22 protein-coding genes and 1 tRNA gene are annotated in these 20,843 nt (G+C 34.5%); 6 read left to right on the forward strand and 17 right to left on the reverse strand.

Features of this window, described 5'->3' with window-relative positions; genetic code table 11:
* Positions 1-148: 148 nt before the first annotated feature.
* Positions 149-1,474, reverse strand: a complete 1,326-nt coding sequence (locus FQU23_RS01775; RefSeq protein ID WP_147672332.1) for a trigger factor — start codon at positions 1,472-1,474, stop codon at positions 149-151.
* A gap of 417 nt (positions 1,475-1,891) precedes the next feature.
* Between FQU23_RS01775 and FQU23_RS01780 the strand changes: the two genes are divergently transcribed.
* The 6 genes from FQU23_RS01780 (at position 1,892) to FQU23_RS01805 (ending at position 5,757) form a co-directional block, all read left to right on the forward strand.
* A complete protein-coding gene (locus FQU23_RS01780) occupies positions 1,892-2,416 on the forward strand; it encodes a hypothetical protein (RefSeq protein ID WP_147672333.1) in 525 nt (174 codons plus the stop codon).
* Positions 2,417-2,566: 150 nt separating this feature from the next.
* Complete coding sequence (locus FQU23_RS01785) at positions 2,567-3,046, forward strand: SRPBCC domain-containing protein (protein ID WP_147672334.1); 480 nt, start codon at positions 2,567-2,569, stop codon at positions 3,044-3,046.
* 60 nt (positions 3,047-3,106) lie between these two features.
* On the forward strand, positions 3,107-3,808 hold the full coding sequence (locus tag FQU23_RS01790) for a hypothetical protein (protein ID WP_147672335.1): 702 nt from the start codon (positions 3,107-3,109) through the stop codon (positions 3,806-3,808).
* A gap of 56 nt (positions 3,809-3,864) precedes the next feature.
* Entirely contained in the window at positions 3,865-4,377 is a 513-nt protein-coding gene (locus FQU23_RS01795) for a hypothetical protein (protein WP_147672336.1), read from the forward strand.
* A gap of 119 nt (positions 4,378-4,496) precedes the next feature.
* Positions 4,497-5,051 (forward strand): hypothetical protein, encoded by a 555-nt coding sequence (locus FQU23_RS01800; RefSeq protein WP_147672337.1) that lies wholly within the window; start codon positions 4,497-4,499, stop codon positions 5,049-5,051.
* 370 nt (positions 5,052-5,421) lie between these two features.
* Complete coding sequence (locus tag FQU23_RS01805) at positions 5,422-5,757, forward strand: YegP family protein (protein WP_410503906.1); 336 nt, start codon at positions 5,422-5,424, stop codon at positions 5,755-5,757.
* A gap of 311 nt (positions 5,758-6,068) precedes the next feature.
* On the opposite strand, the gene FQU23_RS01810 is transcribed toward FQU23_RS01805, so the two are convergent.
* The 16 genes from FQU23_RS01810 to FQU23_RS01885 form a co-directional block, all read right to left on the reverse strand.
* On the reverse strand, positions 6,069-6,446 hold the full coding sequence (locus tag FQU23_RS01810) for a hypothetical protein (RefSeq protein WP_147672339.1): 378 nt from the start codon (positions 6,444-6,446) through the stop codon (positions 6,069-6,071).
* Between the two features lie 652 nt (positions 6,447-7,098).
* A tRNA-Glu gene (locus FQU23_RS01815) sits at positions 7,099-7,170 on the reverse strand.
* A 329-nt stretch (positions 7,171-7,499) separates the two neighbouring features.
* On the reverse strand, positions 7,500-7,886 hold the full coding sequence (locus tag FQU23_RS01820) for a DUF302 domain-containing protein (protein ID WP_147672340.1): 387 nt from the start codon (positions 7,884-7,886) through the stop codon (positions 7,500-7,502).
* A 415-nt stretch (positions 7,887-8,301) separates the two neighbouring features.
* Positions 8,302-8,781 (reverse strand): DUF305 domain-containing protein, encoded by a 480-nt coding sequence (locus FQU23_RS01825; RefSeq protein ID WP_147672341.1) that lies wholly within the window; start codon positions 8,779-8,781, stop codon positions 8,302-8,304.
* Between the two features lie 261 nt (positions 8,782-9,042).
* Positions 9,043-11,313, reverse strand: coding sequence for a multicopper oxidase family protein (locus tag FQU23_RS01830; protein ID WP_147672342.1), 2,271 nt, complete (start codon positions 11,311-11,313; stop codon positions 9,043-9,045).
* Between the two features lie 209 nt (positions 11,314-11,522).
* Positions 11,523-14,012 carry a heavy metal translocating P-type ATPase gene (locus FQU23_RS01835; RefSeq protein WP_147672343.1) on the reverse strand — a complete coding sequence of 830 codons (2,490 nt, stop codon included), beginning with the start codon at positions 14,010-14,012 and terminating at the stop codon, positions 11,523-11,525.
* Between the two features lie 85 nt (positions 14,013-14,097).
* Positions 14,098-14,661, reverse strand: coding sequence for a helix-turn-helix domain-containing protein (locus FQU23_RS01840; RefSeq protein WP_147672344.1), 564 nt, complete (start codon positions 14,659-14,661; stop codon positions 14,098-14,100).
* A gap of 1 nt (position 14,662) precedes the next feature.
* On the reverse strand, positions 14,663-15,274 hold the full coding sequence (locus tag FQU23_RS01845) for a DUF3347 domain-containing protein (protein WP_147672345.1): 612 nt from the start codon (positions 15,272-15,274) through the stop codon (positions 14,663-14,665).
* 85 nt (positions 15,275-15,359) lie between these two features.
* The gene (locus FQU23_RS01850) at positions 15,360-16,169 is read right to left on the reverse strand and encodes a hypothetical protein (protein ID WP_147672346.1); all 810 of its coding nucleotides are present in this window, start codon (positions 16,167-16,169) and stop codon (positions 15,360-15,362) included.
* A 1-nt stretch (position 16,170) separates the two neighbouring features.
* Positions 16,171-16,698 carry a heavy-metal-associated domain-containing protein gene (locus FQU23_RS01855; protein WP_147672347.1) on the reverse strand — a complete coding sequence of 176 codons (528 nt, stop codon included), beginning with the start codon at positions 16,696-16,698 and terminating at the stop codon, positions 16,171-16,173.
* Positions 16,699-16,702: 4 nt separating this feature from the next.
* Positions 16,703-17,182 carry a TlpA family protein disulfide reductase gene (locus tag FQU23_RS01860; RefSeq protein WP_147672348.1) on the reverse strand — a complete coding sequence of 160 codons (480 nt, stop codon included), beginning with the start codon at positions 17,180-17,182 and terminating at the stop codon, positions 16,703-16,705.
* A 31-nt stretch (positions 17,183-17,213) separates the two neighbouring features.
* Complete coding sequence (locus FQU23_RS01865) at positions 17,214-18,059, reverse strand: DUF3347 domain-containing protein (RefSeq protein WP_410503902.1); 846 nt, start codon at positions 18,057-18,059, stop codon at positions 17,214-17,216.
* A 175-nt stretch (positions 18,060-18,234) separates the two neighbouring features.
* Positions 18,235-18,600: a hypothetical protein gene (locus tag FQU23_RS01870; RefSeq protein WP_147672350.1), complete on the reverse strand. Its 366-nt coding sequence runs from the start codon at positions 18,598-18,600 to the stop codon at positions 18,235-18,237.
* Positions 18,601-18,701: 101 nt separating this feature from the next.
* Positions 18,702-19,046 (reverse strand): phage holin family protein, encoded by a 345-nt coding sequence (locus tag FQU23_RS01875; RefSeq protein WP_132108599.1) that lies wholly within the window; start codon positions 19,044-19,046, stop codon positions 18,702-18,704.
* A gap of 44 nt (positions 19,047-19,090) precedes the next feature.
* Positions 19,091-19,861 carry an alpha/beta fold hydrolase gene (locus FQU23_RS01880; protein WP_147672351.1) on the reverse strand — a complete coding sequence of 257 codons (771 nt, stop codon included), beginning with the start codon at positions 19,859-19,861 and terminating at the stop codon, positions 19,091-19,093.
* A gap of 155 nt (positions 19,862-20,016) precedes the next feature.
* Entirely contained in the window at positions 20,017-20,730 is a 714-nt protein-coding gene (locus FQU23_RS01885) for a pyridoxine 5'-phosphate synthase (protein ID WP_147672352.1), read from the reverse strand.
* Between the last annotated feature and the right edge of the window lie 113 nt (positions 20,731-20,843).

The raw sequence follows: 20,843 nt of genomic DNA on the forward strand, positions 1-20,843 counted from the left end.
GAGGAAGCTCTTTTTTTATCTTACAAAAAAAGGCAGCACTAAAAAAACTTGTAACGATTAGCTGGATTAGCTCCTAAAATTAATTGAAACAAAAGAGCGCCAAAAAGAATTTTCCTTTGACGCTCAAATATACTTAATTTTTTAGAAATTATTCTCCGTAAGACGCAGCAATAAATTCGTCGTAAGTAACTTCTTTAGTTGTTGGATTTGCTTTTTCTTTAAACAATTCTAACAATTTCTCAGCTACAACTTGATCCGAAAGTCTTTTTACTTCGTCTTGGTTAGACAATACTCTCGCCACAATTCCTTGAACTTCTTCGTCCGTAGGGTTAGTTTGTCCGTATTGTGCCATTTGTTGACGGATGTTTTTTGTAGTAAAAGTTTTCAAGTCTTCAAAAGTGATTTTGATGTCAGATTGAGCCATTGCTCTACCTTCGATCAATTGAAAACGCAATCCTTTTTCAGAACGTGCATATTCAGCTTCAGCTTCTTCAGGAGACAATTTTTTCTCACCTACAGTTTGCAACCATTTTTTAAGAAATTCTGAAGGCAAATCGAATTTTGTGCTTTCGATTAAGAATTCAGTAACATCACCTAATAATTTTTGGTCTGCTTGAGTTGCAAATTGCGCCTCAGCATCTTCTTTAATTTTTGCTTTCAATTCGTCAAGAGAAGCAACTGCTCCTTCACCAAACAATTTGTCAAACAATTCTTGGTTTAGTTCCGCTAATTCAGCTGTGTTGATTGCTTCAATAGTAAAGTTCACATCAACATCTAATCCATGAACATCATCATGAGCTACTTTCATCACGTCCATCAATTGGTGGTCGTCTTCAAATAAACCTTTAGTATTTACAGTAACAACGTCACCTACTTTTTTACCAATGAATAAATCAAAAGTAGCTTTATCTTTAAAAAGATCAGCAGCGATAGTAGTTGCGTTATTAATTCCTTTTTCTTCGTTTGTAAACGTTCCAGTAACATCAGATTCTGCAGTAACAACATCTTGAGGAATTGCAGTTCCAAATTGTTTTTGGATACGTGCTACTTGACCTTCGATTAATTTATCATCAGCAGTAACTACATATTTCACGATGTCGTTTTTAGCCTCTAAGTCTAATGTAAAGTCAGGAACTAGTCCAATTTCATATTCAAAAACTAATTCTTCAGCATCCCAAGAAAAATCTTCGTTTACTTTAGGAAGCGGAGTCCCTAGAAGGTTTAATCTTTCCGTTTGCAAGAAACGCTCTAAAGCTAAATCAACCACTTTAGTAACTTCTTCTTCTTTTATTTTCTTACCGTATTGTTTTTCAACAAGATCTTTAGGCACAGCCCCTTTTCTAAACCCTTTAACGGTAGCCAAAGGCATTTTTTCGTTTATTCTTTTTGCTACTTGACCTTTGTAATCCATGTGTACAACTGTAATTACAATCGTCTCGTTTACAGCGTCTATTGCTACTCTTTTGATATCCATCTTCTTCTTTAATTTACTTGATAAAATTCGACTGCAAAATTATAAAATTTTTACAAGCCATCCAAGCTTTTTAAGCCCGAACCTTCAGGCTTGAATTTTAGGCCGTTATTTGACAAAATCAGAGGTTTGAAATGGCAAATATTTTGGGCGTGTCCTTCCGTAAAAACTACAGGCCAGGCTGTTCGTTACAATCTTTTATTGCGCTACGCTCCATAAAAGGATTTTCACTGCCATCCTTCACGCTAAATTTGATAAATCAAAATCATAATTACGATTAAAAAGCGTTTTTTTATGTAAAAAAAGCGATAAATTTGAATTAACTTTCCAAGTAAAAGAAGAAGCAAATTACAATAAATAAAAAAAGTTTCTAACTCTATTTGAACCAAACACATTAAAAAAAAATTCATTTAAAAGAATTTGAAAACAGACATAAACATTGAAAAAAAGTCATTTTCTAAAGATGACATCGACTTATTGATTTATGAAATACTTCCAAGAGAAAGAAAAAGCACATTTCGTGCCTGTCTAATCTTTTTTTTATTAATTCCAATAATGCCTTTTCTCCCAGCGCGAATTACGCATAATTCATTAATCCAGCGCATGAGTTTTGAAAATGCCTTACTTGTTTCTACCGTAATTAATGGTCTCACTATCTTTTTAATATATCATTTAGGAATTACGCTTCTTAATAGAGACATAGACGAAGGATACAAATATTGCTACCGCACAAAAATCATACAAAAAGTATGGCGCGGAAACAACGAATTTGAAATGGTAATCAAAGAACGACCAAAAAACGTAAACATGAAGTTTGTTTTAAATAAAGACCTTTGCACTAATTGGATCGAAAATGACATTTTAGAAATCACATTTTTAAAAAGAACTGGAAGAGTTCTATCTTTTAATAAAATTCCCCTGCTAGCGAAAGCGTCCCGCTCGTGAACACAAAGCTAAAAAAGAGCAACAAGAACTTTAGTTAAATAATAATCCTACTATTTGAAAAACAAATAACATTTGATTTAGATTCCAGGCACTACCGAGACGATCGCGCTAGCAGGCATTGTGGTCAATAGCTAATAAAAAAAAGAAAATATGAAAGAGCTTTTTAAGACAGATAACCATCTAGAACCAATATTAATAGTTGATTACGAAATAAACGCAAACTGCAATTCTGTTTACCATGCGTGGACTGAATTAGAGGTATTTAAAAAGTGGTTCTGTCCGACTGGATTTTCTATTGTTCAAGCAGAAATGGATCTGAAAGTTGGCGGATACTTCAGGATTCATATGAAATCCCCAGAAGGAGAAATTTATCCAACAAAAGGAGAATATATTTTGCTTGACAAACCAAATAGACTTGTATATAGAGATTCTTGGGATGACAACAGAGAAAACAACGAACCAATAATTACCGAGATAATTTTCGAGTCTTTAGGAAACAAAACCTTAATGAAGGTATATTCAAGTTTTGCGACAGAGAAACAAAAAGAAAATGTTCTTAGTTTAGGAATTACAGATGGATGGAAAATGTTTTTTGAGAATCTCAATAGAGTGTTTAAAGAACAAGTCTAAAGGCTGGCGCTAGCGTCCCGCTAGTAAACACAAAGCATAAAAAATACAATTATTGCTATTATGAAAAAATTGCTCCAATTAATTCTTTTTATTTTTATTATTGGATGTTGTCCAAAAATAAAATCAATAACTGAATACAATAAAAACGACAACAATTCAACTAAAAGTCGAGTTGCTGAATTTGACAAAAAAGGCAACAAAATCTTAGAAAGAAACTTTGGAAATCAAAGAAGCAATAGTGTTTTTAAAATAGAATATCTGAATGGGAAAAAGACTAAGGAAACCAACTGTGATTATTTCGAAAAGCAAGATACTTGTGTAGTTAGACAATTTTCGTTTTATGAATACAATCCAAAAGAAAATCTAAAAATACAAACGATGCATGAGCCTGATTCGGCAGTACGCTTCATTCGGAAATCTTATAAAACCAGAAATCTAGAAGTTATTACAACTAACAGTTGGGAAATGTTTCCTACCAAAGATCCAAATCCGGAATACGCAATAAAACTAACCGATTCTGTTTTTTATGATTCTAAAGGAAGAGAAATAAAGCGCCTTCATTTTAACGGAAACTTTAAAGAAATTTGGTCAGAAAAATTTCAGTATTCAAAAAATGGTTACACAAAAAAAATATCTGGCAGCAGAATGGACACGACACTATTTCATGTATATTCGAAACTTGAAAAACTGGCTAATAAAAAACATATTGATTTTGAATTTAAAGATGCATCGAGTCATACTTATGAATTTAATTATCATTAAAATCTATTTCACTTTAGAATACAATTAAAATAAAAACCGAACCATACTAAACCTATATGAACCAAATCACAAAATCAGCACTATTACTGTCAATTAGCTTTTTAATATTTAGTTGCTCAGGTAACGGCGACTGTACAAAAACCATTACGATTCCAGAATTAGTAATAACATCACCTACAGGAACCTCTTACAATCCAGCATACAAGATGGAAGTTCCCTGTGATTATGAAGTAACTCCAATAAAAGAACTAGACAAACTGCAGAATTTCACATATGAAGTGATTCAATTTCAATTTACTCCTGACACTGGAAACAATACTTCAAGGTTCCAATTCAAAATAAAACTGAACAACCCCAATAACTATACTGTGAAAGGCACAGCAAAAATAACTGTTGATGCTGACGGCCTAGTCTCTTCAAGTGATTTCGGATCGGCCACTTCACTTCCTTGCAATCAAATTGAAGCAAATTCAAACTGCACCATAACCTTTGACAAGGAATCTTCTCTAAATTTAGGTGTTGTAAAGTCTGTTAAACTAGTAAATGTTGAATTTATAATAACTAAATAGAATCTGACTTTGCAGAATTTCGCAAATGACACACCACATGCTACACAACTAAACACATACTTCGTTCCGTTAGCTAGCGGAACGAAGGAATGACTTTACGCAGCTTACAATAAAACAAAATGAAAAAACTACTCCTACTCATTTTTACAATAATTGCTTCGTCTCAAGTCAAAGCCCAATTTGTAAAAGAAAAATCCATTAACGTTTCTGTTGGCTTAGGATTAAGCGCCCCTACTGACGAGTTTGACGTTATTGGATCCGGTTTTTATTTACAAGGAGAATATGTCGTTGATCTTAAAAGCTGGATAGACATAAGGCCTTATGCCGGACTTATCCTAACAAAAGCAGAAGAAAACAAGGACCAACAAGGCCAAGCAAATTACAGGTCAACTTCTAACGCGTTTTTAATTGGAGGAAAAGCACGAATTAAAGCTCCCATTCCGTGGATCTCACCCTATATAGAAACTGGAATTGGTGCTTCTATAGGCTCGTTTGAGACAGTTACGCCTTACACTAATATCGATAAAAGTGGATTAATTCTACACATTCCTTTCTCTTTAGGATTGGAGCTGGGACCAAAACATAATTTTGACATTGCTTTTACCTATTATTTTCACCCTAGTGCAAAACAATTTGCTGGAGCAGCTGCATTTGGAATTTCGTTTCCGTTATAGATAATAATTACAAGAAAAGAATATATTATGCAGCAAATAAGATTGCTTCGCCCCTCACAATGACTTTGTTTGTAATGTGTTTTCCGAGCGGATATGCGCAAACGTTAGCGCAGGTCTTCACCCTGAAACAAATCGCCTTTGAATTAGGAAAAGCATGCAAAGCGCAGCCGGACGTCCCCTTGCTGCCATGTTGAGGACTAATGCTACCAACTTACTCGCCAAAGACCCGGTTATCGCAATGAGATATTTGAAGGTAATCAAAGAATTATACCAAAATTCGAGTTTTTTTTTTCCAAAAATAAAATAAATCACTTTTATTTTTCTTACAACGATATTTTCCTTAAATTTATACTAATCAATACACTATATTATTATGGGAAAATTTGTAATTACTAAATCGGAAAATGGATCGTTCCATTTTAACTTGAAAGCAGGAAATGGCGAGATTATTCTGGCTAGCGAAGCATATAACTCTCGAGCTGCCTGCGAAAACGGAATGGAATCTGTGCGCAAAAATGCCTCGGAAGACGCGAACTATGAACGCAAAGAATCGTCCATCGGAAAGCCGTACTTCAACTTGAAAGCAGCTAATCATCAGGTTATCGGAACGAGTGAAATTTATTCAAGCGCGGCATCAAGAGACAAAGGAATTGAATCGGTTAAGAATAATGCTACTGAGGCAACAATCGATGATCAGACAGCTTAAGTTGATTTTATAGACTTAAGTTCATAAAAAAATAGTTTAAAATATTAAGATGGCTTTTTTAGTTGTTCTGGTGTTCCCCAGCTGCCCAAAGTCTCCTGACTTTGAGTTCTTCTAAAAATCAGCTTACAAACCAAAGTCGCAATTAAGTCTTCACACTTTAAAACAACATATTACTGATTTCACTCAACAAGTCCATTCGAATATAAAACCGCAAAAGTCAGGAGACTTTATAACAAAAATGCCCCAAATAGCACAAGGCTTTTTGGGGCATACATTTAAACTGATAAATCAGCTTTGTTTATTAAAAATGACTATTTGAACTGCGCATCCACATATTCAATTAAACTTTGATCACTCATTTTATTAGATGTGCTTTCTTTAGCGGCAACATTTTTATATTGTGGAGTTTCATTTAAATAATTAATAAATTGCTCTTGAGCAGTTCCAGTTCCAGTCACATGCAGCTCATCAACATTTTGCATATGTGCAGTAATTTTTTTAAACAATTTTTGGATTAAATCTTTTTCCGCATTGTTTATTGCTTTTTCATCTGTATGAAGAAATTCATCTTCAACCTTTTCATGACCTAATATTACAAAATCACCTGAATCTACATTTTCTCGCCCTACAATAGTTGCGTGATATGAATCCATCCAAACACCAAATTGTTTTTTATTTTTTCCTGACATAATGTTATTTTTATTAAATTAATAATTGATTTTATATTTTATAAAGTGTGTTCTAAAAAAGTTGTTTCTATTTGCTTTCCCATTCCCTATTTTGAATATTCCTTAAAACCTGTAACCTTTAGCCTTTTTCGAAGGTTAGACGCAAGTGGAATTTTCTTTTATAAACTACTTTTCTTTTATAGTCGTCCTATTTCTAGAACAACAAAACCTACAATAAACAGCGCTTAAATAAATGCCGCAACAACATGAACGATTGCATAATAACCGATAATTCCTCGGGGACGAGAAATCAATCCAACACTCCAAGTTATTGTATTTATAGTGAAGCGTCTTTAATAAAAATGTCTTCAACTAATTCATCTAAGCAAATTTAACACCTTTGAATTGCAATGGACTAACACAATTACCTACAATTCTTGTATAATTACCATGTTTTTGATCGTAAACTGGCCCGTTGAACCCGAAGCTCTCCTGCAGTTGTTTTTGTTACAAACAAAATTCTAATAGTTGAAGTACTATAATTTTCGAATAAACAAAAAAAAACCTCGAAAAGTTTAATTTTCGAGGCTTTTTTTTTGTAATATATATTCTGATTTTCGTAGTAGCAATTTTAATTTTCAAAAGAATCTAAATCGCAATTTGTATAATTTTGTAGCCCGTAGCGGAATCGAACCGCTCTTACATGGATGAAAACCATGCGTCCTAACCGATAGACGAACGGGCCTTAATTTTCTATGCAGGTGCAAAAATAGAACTATTTTTGAGATACGCAAAGCCAAATCCTAAAACTAGAGCGTATTATTAGATTTATTTTTATTTCAAATTTCTAATTAATTCATCATTAGCACTTAGCGCTAAAAACGAAGCTGCAATATTTTTATATTGCAGCTTCGTTTCTTTTTAATTGAAATGGCTTAATTGGATAAAAACAACTTAATATTGAAATTCACCCCAAAATCTAACTGTTCCTACTCCTAAAATATAGTTAGAAAGATAACACTTGGGAAATTGAATTAAAAATTAATGAAACGTCAGCTGAGCAGCTATCTTATACTATAAAGTACTGATAACTTTTTCTAGCCTTTCTCTAATTTCTGTTGCGATATCTGCAAGTGCTGTATTTTCTACTGCTTGCATGGAAGCGGCTGGATCAACCGCCGATACTTCTACCTGACCTTTTACTCTCTCCTGAACAATGACATTGCAAGGCAGCATGGTTCCTATTTTATCTTCTGCTAATAATGCTTTGTGCGCGAAAGCTGGATTACAAGCCCCGAGAATCGTATAATTGTAAAAATCTACATCCAGTTTCTTCTTTAAGGTTGCTTTTAAGTCTATTTCTGTTAATATCCCGAATCCTTCCGTTTTAAGGGCTTCAGTAACTTTCTGAATTGCATTTTCGAAACTGTCGTTAATTGTTGTACTAAAATAATATTCCATAATATTTTATTTTTAAATTATTATCTCTTTCCTTTTCTATACCGGTGAGCTATAACTAATAATATAAGTGCAAAAATCAGTATGGAGCCCCACCAAAACCAGTGCATTCCCATAAATGAGTAGCCATCCATATGCATTCCGTCATGTCCTGTATTATTCATAATAGTATAGTATTAGAGTTAAAAATAGTATTGAAGTGCTTTATGATAATCTTTCTTTTCCCCTTTTTTATCCATCCCTTTCATTTTACTCTTGTGCATTTTTTCTGCTTTCAATTTCTCCGTCATTTTCCGTCATCTAATCGTTCGAAATCTAATTAAGCCAAAGTTTTACTATAGCATTAGATTTTTTTTATGCATATCAGCTGCAATTTCATCTTACCCTAATAGCATCGAAATAGTAAAAAATCTCACTCTTATTCTTTATTTTGTAAACGAACAATCATTTCATTCATTTGCTTAATTTCCCGTTCTTGAGCAGCAATAATATCTTCGGCTAATTTTTTGGCTTCTGGGTCTTTAAAGTCCACATTACTACTGGTCATAATTGCCGAAGAATGATGCGGAATCATAGCTTTCATATACTGAACATCCCCAACAAAAGTTTGCGTTCTTAATAAATACAGTGTCCCAAAAAAAGAGATGGCAGCAAAGGCAATTATCCCTAGATTAATTCTACGATTTGGATACATTTTCCACATGAATAACAGCATCGTGATTGCCATTGCTGCAATCATTAAAGTAGTCATATAGAAACGGGTTAAACTATTATAAACATGACTGAATGCTTCTAAATTTAAAAACATGATGAAGTACATGATGACAAATGAAACTGCCATTATTACGGCAAATTTAGCATAAGGATTACTCTTTGAGTGTGAGTTATTATGTTCCATGATTTTAATTTTAAAATAACGTTTTTTACAATATTTTTTTTGCTTGAAATACTATTAAAACAGAACTAAGTTAGGATATTTAAAAATCTTAACCAATTAATAAACAAGTAGATATTACTTGTATTTCAGTACATCATCATTTCTGCAATTAGATTACATCCTTTTGGAAAACTTTATTCCTGCTGCTCACACAGAAACCGAAAAGGATGTTTCTTTTTAGAGCATTTTAATATTTAGAGAAAAATGTTAATGATTTTTTTTTTAATAATTTACATTCACTCCAAAACCAACTCCCATATCACTATCGTAATGCGTAGTTATCCCCAAGTTTTTCCCTACTATGTATTTTAAACCTGCCATGTATTCTTTGTCAGTATTAACCATAAGTGCCGCACGCAGTCGTTTAGAAACTGGGATATCTTCTCGCATCAACTGAAAACGAACGTTACCATCATGAAAAACTTCTGCCTGAGCAATTACTAAAAGTGGCAAGGTATAATTAACCCCTAAACTCATAACCGCTCTATTGTCCTTAGTATTTGATTGTCCAAAGACGTTTTTCTCTATTTCATTCATTCCAAACTTTCGATAACGCCAGTCAAAACCTATAAACGGCATCAACCATTGGTTTCTACCAATGTATCTCCCTATATGTGTTTCAACTTCATATCCATGATCATCATGATAACCTAAGCGCCATTCAGTACCAAAACTCCATCTAGCATTTTGCACCATCGCTTGCCCATCATTTCCATTGGTAGCAAAATCATTCTCGGCCATAACATGTAGTCCGTTGCTCTCCTGTTGTAACTTTTTATAGGCCCATTCTTTATTAGGTAATAATGGATTTGGCTCCGAATTTTCGACACTAAACACCCTGTTCATTCCTGCCATCATGTGGTACAAAATATGACAGTGAAAGAACCAATCTCCATCAACATTTGCATTAAATTCGATGGTATCTGTTTCCATTGGCATGATATCCAGAACGTTTTTTAAAGGAGCAAATTCCCCTTGACCATTCAATACTCTAAAATCATGTCCGTGCAAGTGCATTGGGTGACGCATCATGGAATTATTCGTCAATACAATTCGTACATTCTCTCCTTTTTTGATAAGAATTTTATCTGATTCCGAAAGTACTCTATTATCCATGCTCCATAAATACCTATTCATATTTCCCGTTAACTCAAAACGCAGTTCTCTCACAGGAGCATCTTTAGGAAGTGTAGTTACTGTTGGCGATTTTAGCATTCCATAGTTCAATGTAGTGATATCTTGAGACCCTGAATCCATACCATGCATCGAATGGTCCATTTTATCATCCATATCCATTTTATTGGAAACTTGATCTACTTTCCCGCTTTTCTCTTTTTTCTTTCCTCTTTTCTCTTTATCACGAGTAATTTCAGGATACATAACCGTGTTCATATCCATTTTTTGAAGGCTCATTTTCATACCCATATCATTCATGCTGCCATCCATGTTCATCATGTCGTTCATCATTTTCATGCCAGCGAAATAATTTAATTTTGGTAATGGAGCGATTAGCTGTTTAATTCCGCTTCCTATGTATAACGAAGTAGATTTAGTGCGGTCTTCAGGTGTAGCTAAAAATTCATATGAAGTATTTGCTTCTGGGATAGTAACCACAACGTCATAAGTTTCAGAAACTCCAATAATCAATCGATCTACCTGAACTGGTTCCACATCATTCCCGTCATTAGCGACAACTGTAATTTTTCCACCGGCATAAGTCAACCAAAAATAAGACGAAGCTCCCGCATTAGAAATACGTAAACGCACCTTATCGCCTCCCTTAAATTGTGACAGCTGACTTTCATTTTTTCCATTTATCAAAAACTTATCGTAATACACATCACTAACATCCATCGCCAGCATGCGCTTCCACTCATTATTAAATTTCGTTTTAAAATGCCCGCTTTTTAGTGCTTCGGCATAACTCTGAGTCGTCCCTTTCTTTATTGCAAACCAATCGGACGCATTATGTAACATCCGGTGTACATTATTAGGGTTATAATTAGTCCATTCGCTTAAAACGACAGGGATTTCAGGTAAATCATCGATTCCTTTTCTAAAGGTAGGATCATCCACTTTTTTCTTTAAAATCATTGCACCGTACATCCCTATTTGTTCTTGCATTCCCGAGTGACTGTGATACCAATGTGTTCCGTTTTGTATAATAGGAAAACTATATTTGTGAGTTGTATGAGGCGCGATAGGCATCTGGGTTAAAAAAGGAACACCATCTTCCTTATTAGGCAAATACAAACCATGCCAATGCAAAGAAGTTCCTTCCTCCATCTCGTTATGCACATAGATTTCAGCAATATCCCCCTCAGTAAAAGTAAGGGTTGGCATAGGAATCTGACCGTTTACAGCGATTGCTCTTTTATCTTTTCCTGCAAAATTCACAATGGTGTCTTTTACATACAAATCATAGCGAACCACCTTTTGTGCGTTTACCGAAAAACTCAGTAGCAAGGCAATAATAAATATTCTTATGTCCATTATTTTCTATAATTAATTATTTTCTTTTTCTATAAAAATGAGCCGATACTAAAATTATAAGAGCAAAAATCACTATCGAGCCTCACCAAAACCAATGCATCCCCATAAATGAGTAGGCATCCATATGCATTCCTTCATGTCCTGTATTATCCATAATGTTATTTTCAAAGATTAATAATAACAGTGAACTACTTTACGATCACATTTTATTACAGTTTTAAATTTCGCAGTCGTAATGCATTTGCTATAACAGAAACTGAGCTAAAACTCATTGCTAAGGCAGCGATCATTGGCGAAAGTAATAGTCCGAAAAAAGGATATAAAACCCCAGCTGCAATTGGAATTCCAAGTACATTATAGAAGAACGCGAAAAATAAATTTTGATTGATGTTTTTCATCACCGCATGACTCAATTTTTTAGCTTTTACAATCCCTTGTAAATCTCCTTTTACTAATGTTATTTTAGCGCTTTCAATTGCTACATCAGTTCCTGTTCCCATTGCAATTCCAATATCGGCTTGCGCCAAAGCTGGAGCATCGTTAATTCCGTCCCCTGCCATGGCTACAATTTTGCCTTGGTGTTGTAATTTTTTAATTTCTTTTAGTTTATCCTCAGGCGAACAACCCGCTATAAACGAAGTTAAGTTCAACTCTTGCGCAACTGCTCTTGCCGTATTTTCATTGTCGCCAGTTAACATGATAACTTCAACGCCTTGACTCATTAAAGCAGCAATGGCAGCAACACTCGTTGGTTTTATAGCATCGGTAATCGTAACATATCCTAAAACAGTATTGTCCACCGAAATATATGAAACTGTTTTCCCAAGTTTCTGTTCGACTACTACTTTAGTATCAATTTCTGCGTCAATCAAAGCTCCAACTTGTTCCATCAGACTCTTATTTCCTAGAGCTACTTTTGTATTATCTACCGTTCCAACGACTCCTTTTCCTGTTATAGCTTCAAAGTCTTTTACCTCAGAAAGCACCGTTTCTTTTGCTTTTGCAAAATGGACGACGGCTTCCGCTAATGGGTGTTCGCTATACTGATTTAACGAAGCAATTTTTTGCAACAGCATATCCTCGTTGTTTTGACTAGAATATACTTTTTCAACAGAAGGTTTTCCTTCAGTTATGGTTCCTGTTTTATCAGTTATTAAAACATTTACTTTGTTCATGTTTTCCAATGCCTCAGCGTTTTTTATCAAAACTCCTGATTGCGCTCCTTTCCCAACACCTACCATCACAGACATTGGCGTAGCTAAACCTAATGCACACGGACAAGCAATAATAAGTACTGCGATGGCATTGATGAACCCGTAAACCATTGCCGGCTCTGGACCAAAAGTTGCCCAAACAAAAAATGTTATTATCGACGTGATTACTACAATGGGTACAAAATACTTCGCAATTCTGTCCGCTAGTTTTTGAATAGGTGCTCTCGAACGGCTGGCAGAATTTACCATTTGAACAATTTGAGAAAGTAAGGTATCTGAACCCACTTTCTCTGCAATCATCACAAAAGATTTATTTCCATTTATCGTTCCTGCAATAACGGAATCATCAATTTTTTTGTCGACAGGAATTGGCTCTCCAGAAATCATTGATTCGTCTATAGTTGTTTCCCCATCAGTAATTTTCCCATCAACAGGAATTTTCTCACCAGGTTTCACACGCAACAAATCGTCTTGTTTAATATCATGAACAGAAATCACCTTATCCACTCCATCGCTAACTAAAGTTGCTTCTGTAGGTGCTAATTTCAGTAATTCTTTTATCGCTCCACTAGTTCTGCTGTGCGCCCTCGCTTCTAATAGCTGACCCAGTAAAACCAAAGTTAGTATTACCGTGGTTGCTTCAAAATAAAGGTGAACCGCTCCTGTATGTGTTTTAAATTCATTTGGAAAAAGCTCCGGAAAAAATAAACCAAATAGGCTAAACAAAAAAGCAACTCCAGCACCAATACCTATTAAGGTAAACATATTTAAGTTCCATGAGATAATGGACTTCCAGGCACGTAAAAAAAACATCCAAGTAGCATAAAAAACTACTGGAAGTGACAAGGCAAATTGCATCCAATTCCAACTCGAAGTATCCATTATTTTAAGTAGTGGATTATTCGGAATCATATCTGACATTGCAATGATAAAAATAGGTACCGTAAAAAGTATTGCAATTTTCATTTTGCTTACTAGAGCAAGATACGACTTGTCTTCTTCGCTTTCGCTAGGTTCCATTGGCACTAAATCCATTCCGCATATGGGACAAGAGCCGGGACCTTCCTCGATTATTTCAGGATGCATCGGGCAAGTAAACATAGTTTTCGTCGGAATTAAATCAGGTGCTTTTACGAGGTCCATTCCACAAACGGGACAGTCACCCGCTTTGTCATATACTTTATCACCTTCGCAATGCATGGGACAATAATATTTTCCTGCTGCATTTTTTGGCGGAGCTACAACAACTTTTTCTGTTGGTAACAGTACATCATTTGGATTAAAAACCTTTATCGAATAATTCCCTGAAGTCGCAAGCACCTCTTGAAAATGAGTTGTTTGGATAGGCTTTTGCATGGTAATAGTAGCCATAGGCGGATCTAATGTGACGACAGCCTCAACACCTTCCAAAGCATTCAAGGTTTTTTCAACTTTAGTTCTACAACCATTGCAAGACATTCCAGTAATAGTATAGTTATGTTTCATTATTTAGTATCTTAAATTATTAATCCAAAATTACCATTATAAACGACTAAGACTCTTATACAATTATGGTTGTGTTATGTATCATTTATAGATTTTCAAGAGACAGACGTTTCTGTTCTTCGCTGTTTTTAAAAAAAGTAGGAGTCATAGCTGTGACTTTTTTAAATTGCTTGCTCAAATGAGAAGCACTGCTGTAATGGAGCTGAAATGCAATTTCATTCAAACTTAGTTCATTATACACAAGCAGCTCTTTGACTCTTTCAATCTTTTGAAGAATATAATAATGTTCGATTGTGTTGCGTTCCTGTTGCGAAAATAAATTACTAATATAGCTGTAATCGAGGCCAATGGCTGCTACAATATAATCCGACAAATTCGTTTTGAAGCGATTGTCTTTAAAATGTACCAATTCAACAATCAGGTTCTTTACTTTCTCTACTATTTGACTTTTTTTGTCGTCGATGATTAAGAAACCGAGATTCAATAATTTTATGTTTAGATCTACTATTTTTTCTTTGTTTAAATCTTCAACTATTTCTATTTCCCCCAGTTTTAATGTTATAGTATGAAGTCCAAACTTTTCCAGTTCAGACTTCACGACCATTATACATCGGTTACAAACCATGTTTTTTATGTGTAATTTCAAAATACTATTTTAAAGTTTCCACTATCCCGCCGCAACTTAGCATTTCAGAACCATAATATGGATTTTTAATTTCTTTGGTTTCGCTAATCCAGTAACCGCTTTTCCCGCCATCATACATTGGACAATAATCCTTATATAATTTTCGATCTGTTCCAAAGTTTTTTACTAAATCTGTCACTTCTTTACTAAGCAATGCAAAATATTCTCTTTGATGATCCATTTTCCCTGCGTTACCACTAATGTGTTTTAGATCTTTGATCATTTCTGCCGCAATACCATCAAAGTTGTTTTTACCTTTTGAGTCTAAAGAACTGGAATTCAAATCGCTTAAAGTTACAACTAATTTTTCAGCTGCAAGGGCTGCCGCTTTCGAATCATCGTTTACAAGTGCATTCTTCAAACTCAAATACTCGTTTACTACTCCATTTATACTAAAAGAGGAAGAAGCCGCTTTTTTTATTTCTATTTCCGGCTTAATGTCATTAACATCTATACTTGGAGTTTCCACAGCTGGTGCTACAATTTCAGAATTGAGGTTTTCAACTTCTTTATTTTTCTGATTACAAGCGGTAAATAGAAACACAAATGCGATTGACGAAAGTATTATATTTTTCATTTTTTTTATTTTTTTATTTTAATTATTCGAATGCTATTCTTAATCCAACCTATTTTATAAATTTAATTCAATTTGCTCGATATTTCTAATTACCAACATTAAAAAAAGTATATTCCAATTTCAAATAAAAGCCATCTGAGGCAGTACGAAGCATCGAGTTATACAGTTCTTTTTTGTAAGCCACATCAATTCTTGCTTGGCTGTTGATGATAAATTGTACTGAAGGCACAACATCTAAATAAGACTTTCCACTATCAGTCAATGTTTGCCCTACAAATTCCAACATCGTATTAATATTGGTTTGCTTGAAGCTGGTGTATCGTTTGGGATACATTAATTTCCCAATAGAAAAAGTGTAATTGAATCCACTATTGCTTCGTAATTCTGGAAATTCATAATCTTCTTTATTATCAGTTATTCCGTTGTAACTAACAGAAGTACTAAGAGCTACTTTTTTTATTAATTGCGTAGCAACCACACCCACTTCATAACCTGAGTTCCCGCCAGACAAATCAATTGCTTCTTGCTGCATTGGCAAATTAGCCCAACTGTATCGCCCAAAAGCTGCCATACGAAAATGGCTTTGCAAATCATCTACTGAGAAAAAACGGTATTTAGCATATACACCAGCGCCTTCCCCTTTCAATTCATTACTGCTATTGTTTAAAAAAGCAGAAGCACGCACCATCAAATTTTTATTGACTCCCCAAGTTAACTCAGGCGACAAATTATAAAGAGAACCGCTACCGATTTCTTTTTTCAATAGAGATTGTCCAACACGAACTCCAATAGAACCCGCTGGAACATTACTCGCGGGTTCCGTAACTACAAAAAGTTCTTGAGCACTAATTTGAAACGAAATCAGCGCCAAGAAAACAATACCTAAATACCTCATCTTATAATGTTTTAATATGATAGTTACTATCAGATCCATCTACATAAGTTGGATATTTCGAATACGATTTTACTAATTTTTTATACTCTTTTTGGGTAACAAAACCTTCGTCTAAGATCTTAACCTTAATTTCACCAGATAAAACTTGAGCTTTAGTATCAATGAAAACAAATGTAGCTTCATCCTGTTTAACAACGGCATTATCTTGTGCTTTAACATTATCAAATGGCATTGTCAACACCATAGATCCTACGAAAAATCCAGCTTTTTCAACTGCATTTTTTAACACAATAGGCTGTACTGAATTATTATTCTTGAAATGAACCGTAAAAGTGTTCGTATTCAAATCAGTACTTACACTTTCTACAACTTCCATTGCTTTTAACTGTTTGTTTATCGCATTCGAGCACATCGAACAAGTTAGTCCTGTTGCAATTATTTCGACTTTAGAGATCTGAGAAAAGGCATTTCCACTTGTCATTAAAGTTAAAAGTGCTATTGCTATGAATTTTATATTTAGTATTTTCATCTGTTTATTTATTTATTTGAGCGATAATTTCTTCCTCGGTCGGATTAATCGCAATTAGTATTCCTTCGTTATTAAAAAGATAAGCTGCAGGCAATTCTTCTACCCCAAAAGTTACTGCCGAAGCAGCATCAAAACCTTTGGAATCTATTAATTGCTGGTGCTTCATCTTATCTTTGGCAATGGCATTTATCCATTTTGTTTTATCTGTATCAAGCGATATCCCTACAATTTCAAAGCTCTGGTCTTTATAAGTTTCATAGACTTTTACCAATTTCCTATTGGCTAATCTACAAGGTCCACACCAAGAAGCCCAGAAATCAACTAAAACCGTTTTCCCCTTGAACGACTCAAGATTCACTTTTACATTATTATTATTTTCAAGTGTGATATTAGGAAAAGTATCTCCTAACTTTACTTGTGCACTGGCAGTTGACAACACAAATACTAGACTGCAAGCCAGAATTATATTTTTAAAGTCTATCATTACTCTTTTATTTTAAAAAGGGTTCAATGGATTATTTCTCTATTGTTTCGACCGTTTTACCACAAGTCATCATTTGAGAACCGTAATATGGATTTTTAACTGCATTTTCCTTGCTCAACCAATTGGCACCTTTACCACCGTTTGCCATAGGACAAAATTGATAATAAACAGCAGCTTCATATTTAGCCACTTTTATTAAATCATACATGTTTTTTGACAAAGACATAAAAAGCACTCTTTGTTTCTTGATGTCTTGAGTTTCAGAAATAGACTTAGCATCAGCTTTTAAATCTTTCATTACTTTCATCCAAACCATATGAACGTCCATAGCGAGTTTATCCATTTCTACGGTATTAAGAGACATAAGCAATTCTTTTGACTTTGCTGAGGCTGTTGGACCTTCGGTTTTCACCAATGCATCTTTTAGTGCGAAGTAGGTATCAAAAACCTCTTTCAATTGATCGTTTTCTACAGCAACCTCTTTTGAGCTTGCTGAATGATTTGCGTGATGATCCATTGTGGACGCTTCCACTTTCGCATCTGCAGCTGTAGTAGTTTTTGCTTCTCTATCATATTGACAACAACCGTGTAATTCATCATAAACAGAGTCTGGAGCAAGGAACTTTTCACTGTCATAACCTGCTAAAGCAATACGTTTTAAGATTTCATCCTCTGAAGTTTTTGATGAATCGTAATTAAGTGTAGCCATTTTGGTGTCTTTATTCCAATCCACCGAAGCGACATTCTTTATATTTCCTGCCTTTTCAATCTTGGTTTCGCACATACCGCAGTTTCCGTATATTTTTACAGAATTTGTATTAGAATTCTTCATTTGCGCAGTAACCGCTGCGGCTGATAACAATAGCGTTATTGCCATCAATATTTTTTTTATTGAGTACATAGTATAATAATTTAAATGTGAGTGCGCTAAATCAATAGATAAACGAAAGCATATAAGCTCTGAATAACATCAAGTAATAGCCGATAAATAAATGATTTTAAAGCAAGTTTTGCTTTGAATTTGACAGAGTAGTGGCTGTCAAAAATAGAATTTAGCCTATTTTAGGAATAAGCCAAATGGAAGAATATCCAGCAGATGTGAAGGATGTCAAATGATTGAATTTTTGCTTTTCAGTCGAAAAATTAAAATTAGAACTCTGAATTTCGAATTGAAAAACCGAGTCTATTGCTGTATTTACTGATGAACTGCTGCATAAAGCATGTCCGCATTTCCCGTTACAACTAATGTGTTTGCTACTTTTAGAATGAGAATCCTTCTCGCAGCAATCTTTCTTTTTAGTCTTCGAAGACATTTCCATACCACAGGAACTTGAATCTGAATTTCCACATGCAAAAGTTGTATTTGGCATCAAAAGGAAGCCAAACAAAACGATTAATAAGATGTGGAATTTTTTCATTTTCTTTTTTAATAGGGGTCAAAAGTACTAAAAATCATAATAGCGCCTCGCTAAAGATTTGTTAAAATAAACGCAGCGCTACTAAATTTTTATGAATATTCTTACTTGTCCTCTCCTAATATTTTGTACATAATGGACTGTAATATCGATAATATAATACTGAAAAACAGTGCCGTCCAGAATGAATCTACACTAAATCCTCCTACGATACCGTCACATAATAAAATGATAATCGCATTTATCGCTAATAAAAACAGGCCTAAAGTTACTATCGTTATTGGAAAGGTTAAAATAACTAAAATAGGTTTGATAAATATATTAAGTAACCCAAGAACAATTGCTACAATTAAAGCGGTGGTAAAACCTGCCACATGAACTCCTGACATAAAGTTTGCGATAAGCAATACTAAAGCTGATGTAATAAGAATTTTGATGATTAATTTCATGATTTATATTTTATATTTTTTACTAAAAGTACTACTTTTTTTAATTAATTAATTTCCCTAAAAAAAGAAATGGCCAACTCATGAAATAGAGCTGGGTTTTCGGCATGAAGCCAATGTCCTGTATTTGGGATAGTTTCTACCGTAGCAAGTGGAAAGTGTGTTTGAATATTTTCAAAATCACTATCTAAGATATAATTCGAGTTTCCGCCACGGATAAAAAGAGTTGGTTTTTCAAATGCTGCGGTGGCTGGCAGCGCTACTCCTATTTCTTCCATTTTTTCATTAAAAACAACCAGGTTAAAACGAAAGGCCAATTGTCCTGGCTCTTGCCAATACAAGCTTTTCATTAAAAACTGTCTGGTTCCAAAATCAGTAATGTATTCTTCTAAAATTGCTTCGACTTCACTACGACTAGGTTTTGTAGTAAAATCAACAGCATTTAATCCTTCCAAAATAGTCTGGTGGTGCTGCGGATAAAACTTCGGTCCAATATCAGCTACTATAAGTTTATCTACCATTTCAGGATATTGCGTTGCAAAAAGCATTGCCGTTTTCCCGCCCATGGAATGTCCAATCATATCGACATTTGTTAGTTTATGAGCATTGCAATACTCCAGAATATCCTGGGACATCAATTCATAGCTGAATTCCTCAGAATGAAAACTACGTCCGTGATTGCGGAGATCTAACAAATGTACTTCAAAACCTTCGGTTGCAAATTGCACTCCTAGTGTTTTCCAGTTGTCTGACATTCCCAGAAATCCGTGAAGAATTAAAAGGGGTTTTCCTGAACCTTCTATTTTTGAATATAACATAATGTACGTTTTAACGAGCGCGTGAGGGATAGCAGCGAAAATCCCTTTTTTATTATGCAGCGATAGCGAAATAGAAAAAAAGATTGCAGCGCATAGCCCGACCTCGTTGAAAAAAAAACTTTCTTTTTTTTCAACGAGGGCACGCCCTAATTATTTTATTTTAATTTTTGCAAATACATATTAACCACATTCTCTAAACCTAAGTAAAGCGATTCTGCGATTAAGGCATGGCCAATTGAAACCTCCAATAAACCGGGAATATTTTGACTGAAAAACTGAATATTCTCCAGACTTAAATCGTGTCCTGCATTGATTCCTAATCCGAATTCATTAGCTAAGATTGCCGCTTTTACGTAAGGATCTATTCCGCTTTTGTTTCCTAAACTAAATTGGTGGGCAAAAGCTTCGGTGTAAAGTTCGATGCGATCAGTACCTGTTTCCTTTGCTCCTTCTATCATATCGAGTTGCGGATCAACAAAAATCGAGGTACGAATTCCATTGCGTTGAAATTCTTGAATCATCTCAGTCAAATACGCTTGATTTTTTACGGTATCCCAGCCAGCGGACGAGGTTATAGCACCAATTGCATCTGGAACTAAAGTCACTTGTTCTGGCTTGCATTCTAAAACCAAATCAATAAAATTATGCTGTGGGTTTCCTTCGATATTGAATTCGGTATAAACAATAGATTTTAGATCACGTGCATCTTGATAACGAATGTGACGCTCATCTGGTCGTGGATGTATTGTGATTCCTTGTGCACCAAATTTTTGAATATCGGTGGCCACTTTTAATAAATCAGGAACATTTCCTCCGCGTGCATTACGTAAAGTAGCTATTTTATTGATATTTACACTTAACTTTGTCATTGGAATATTTTTTGATAGTGATATAACTATATAATTGCTACAAAAATACAAAGTAAAAGGTAGGAGTTTTTGCCTTTTTTTGATTATTTTGCATAAAAATTAAGGATCTAGTT

Source organism: Flavobacterium sp. XN-5 (assembly GCF_008033395.2).
Classification (GTDB): Bacteria; Bacteroidota; Bacteroidia; order Flavobacteriales; family Flavobacteriaceae; genus Flavobacterium; species Flavobacterium hiemivividum.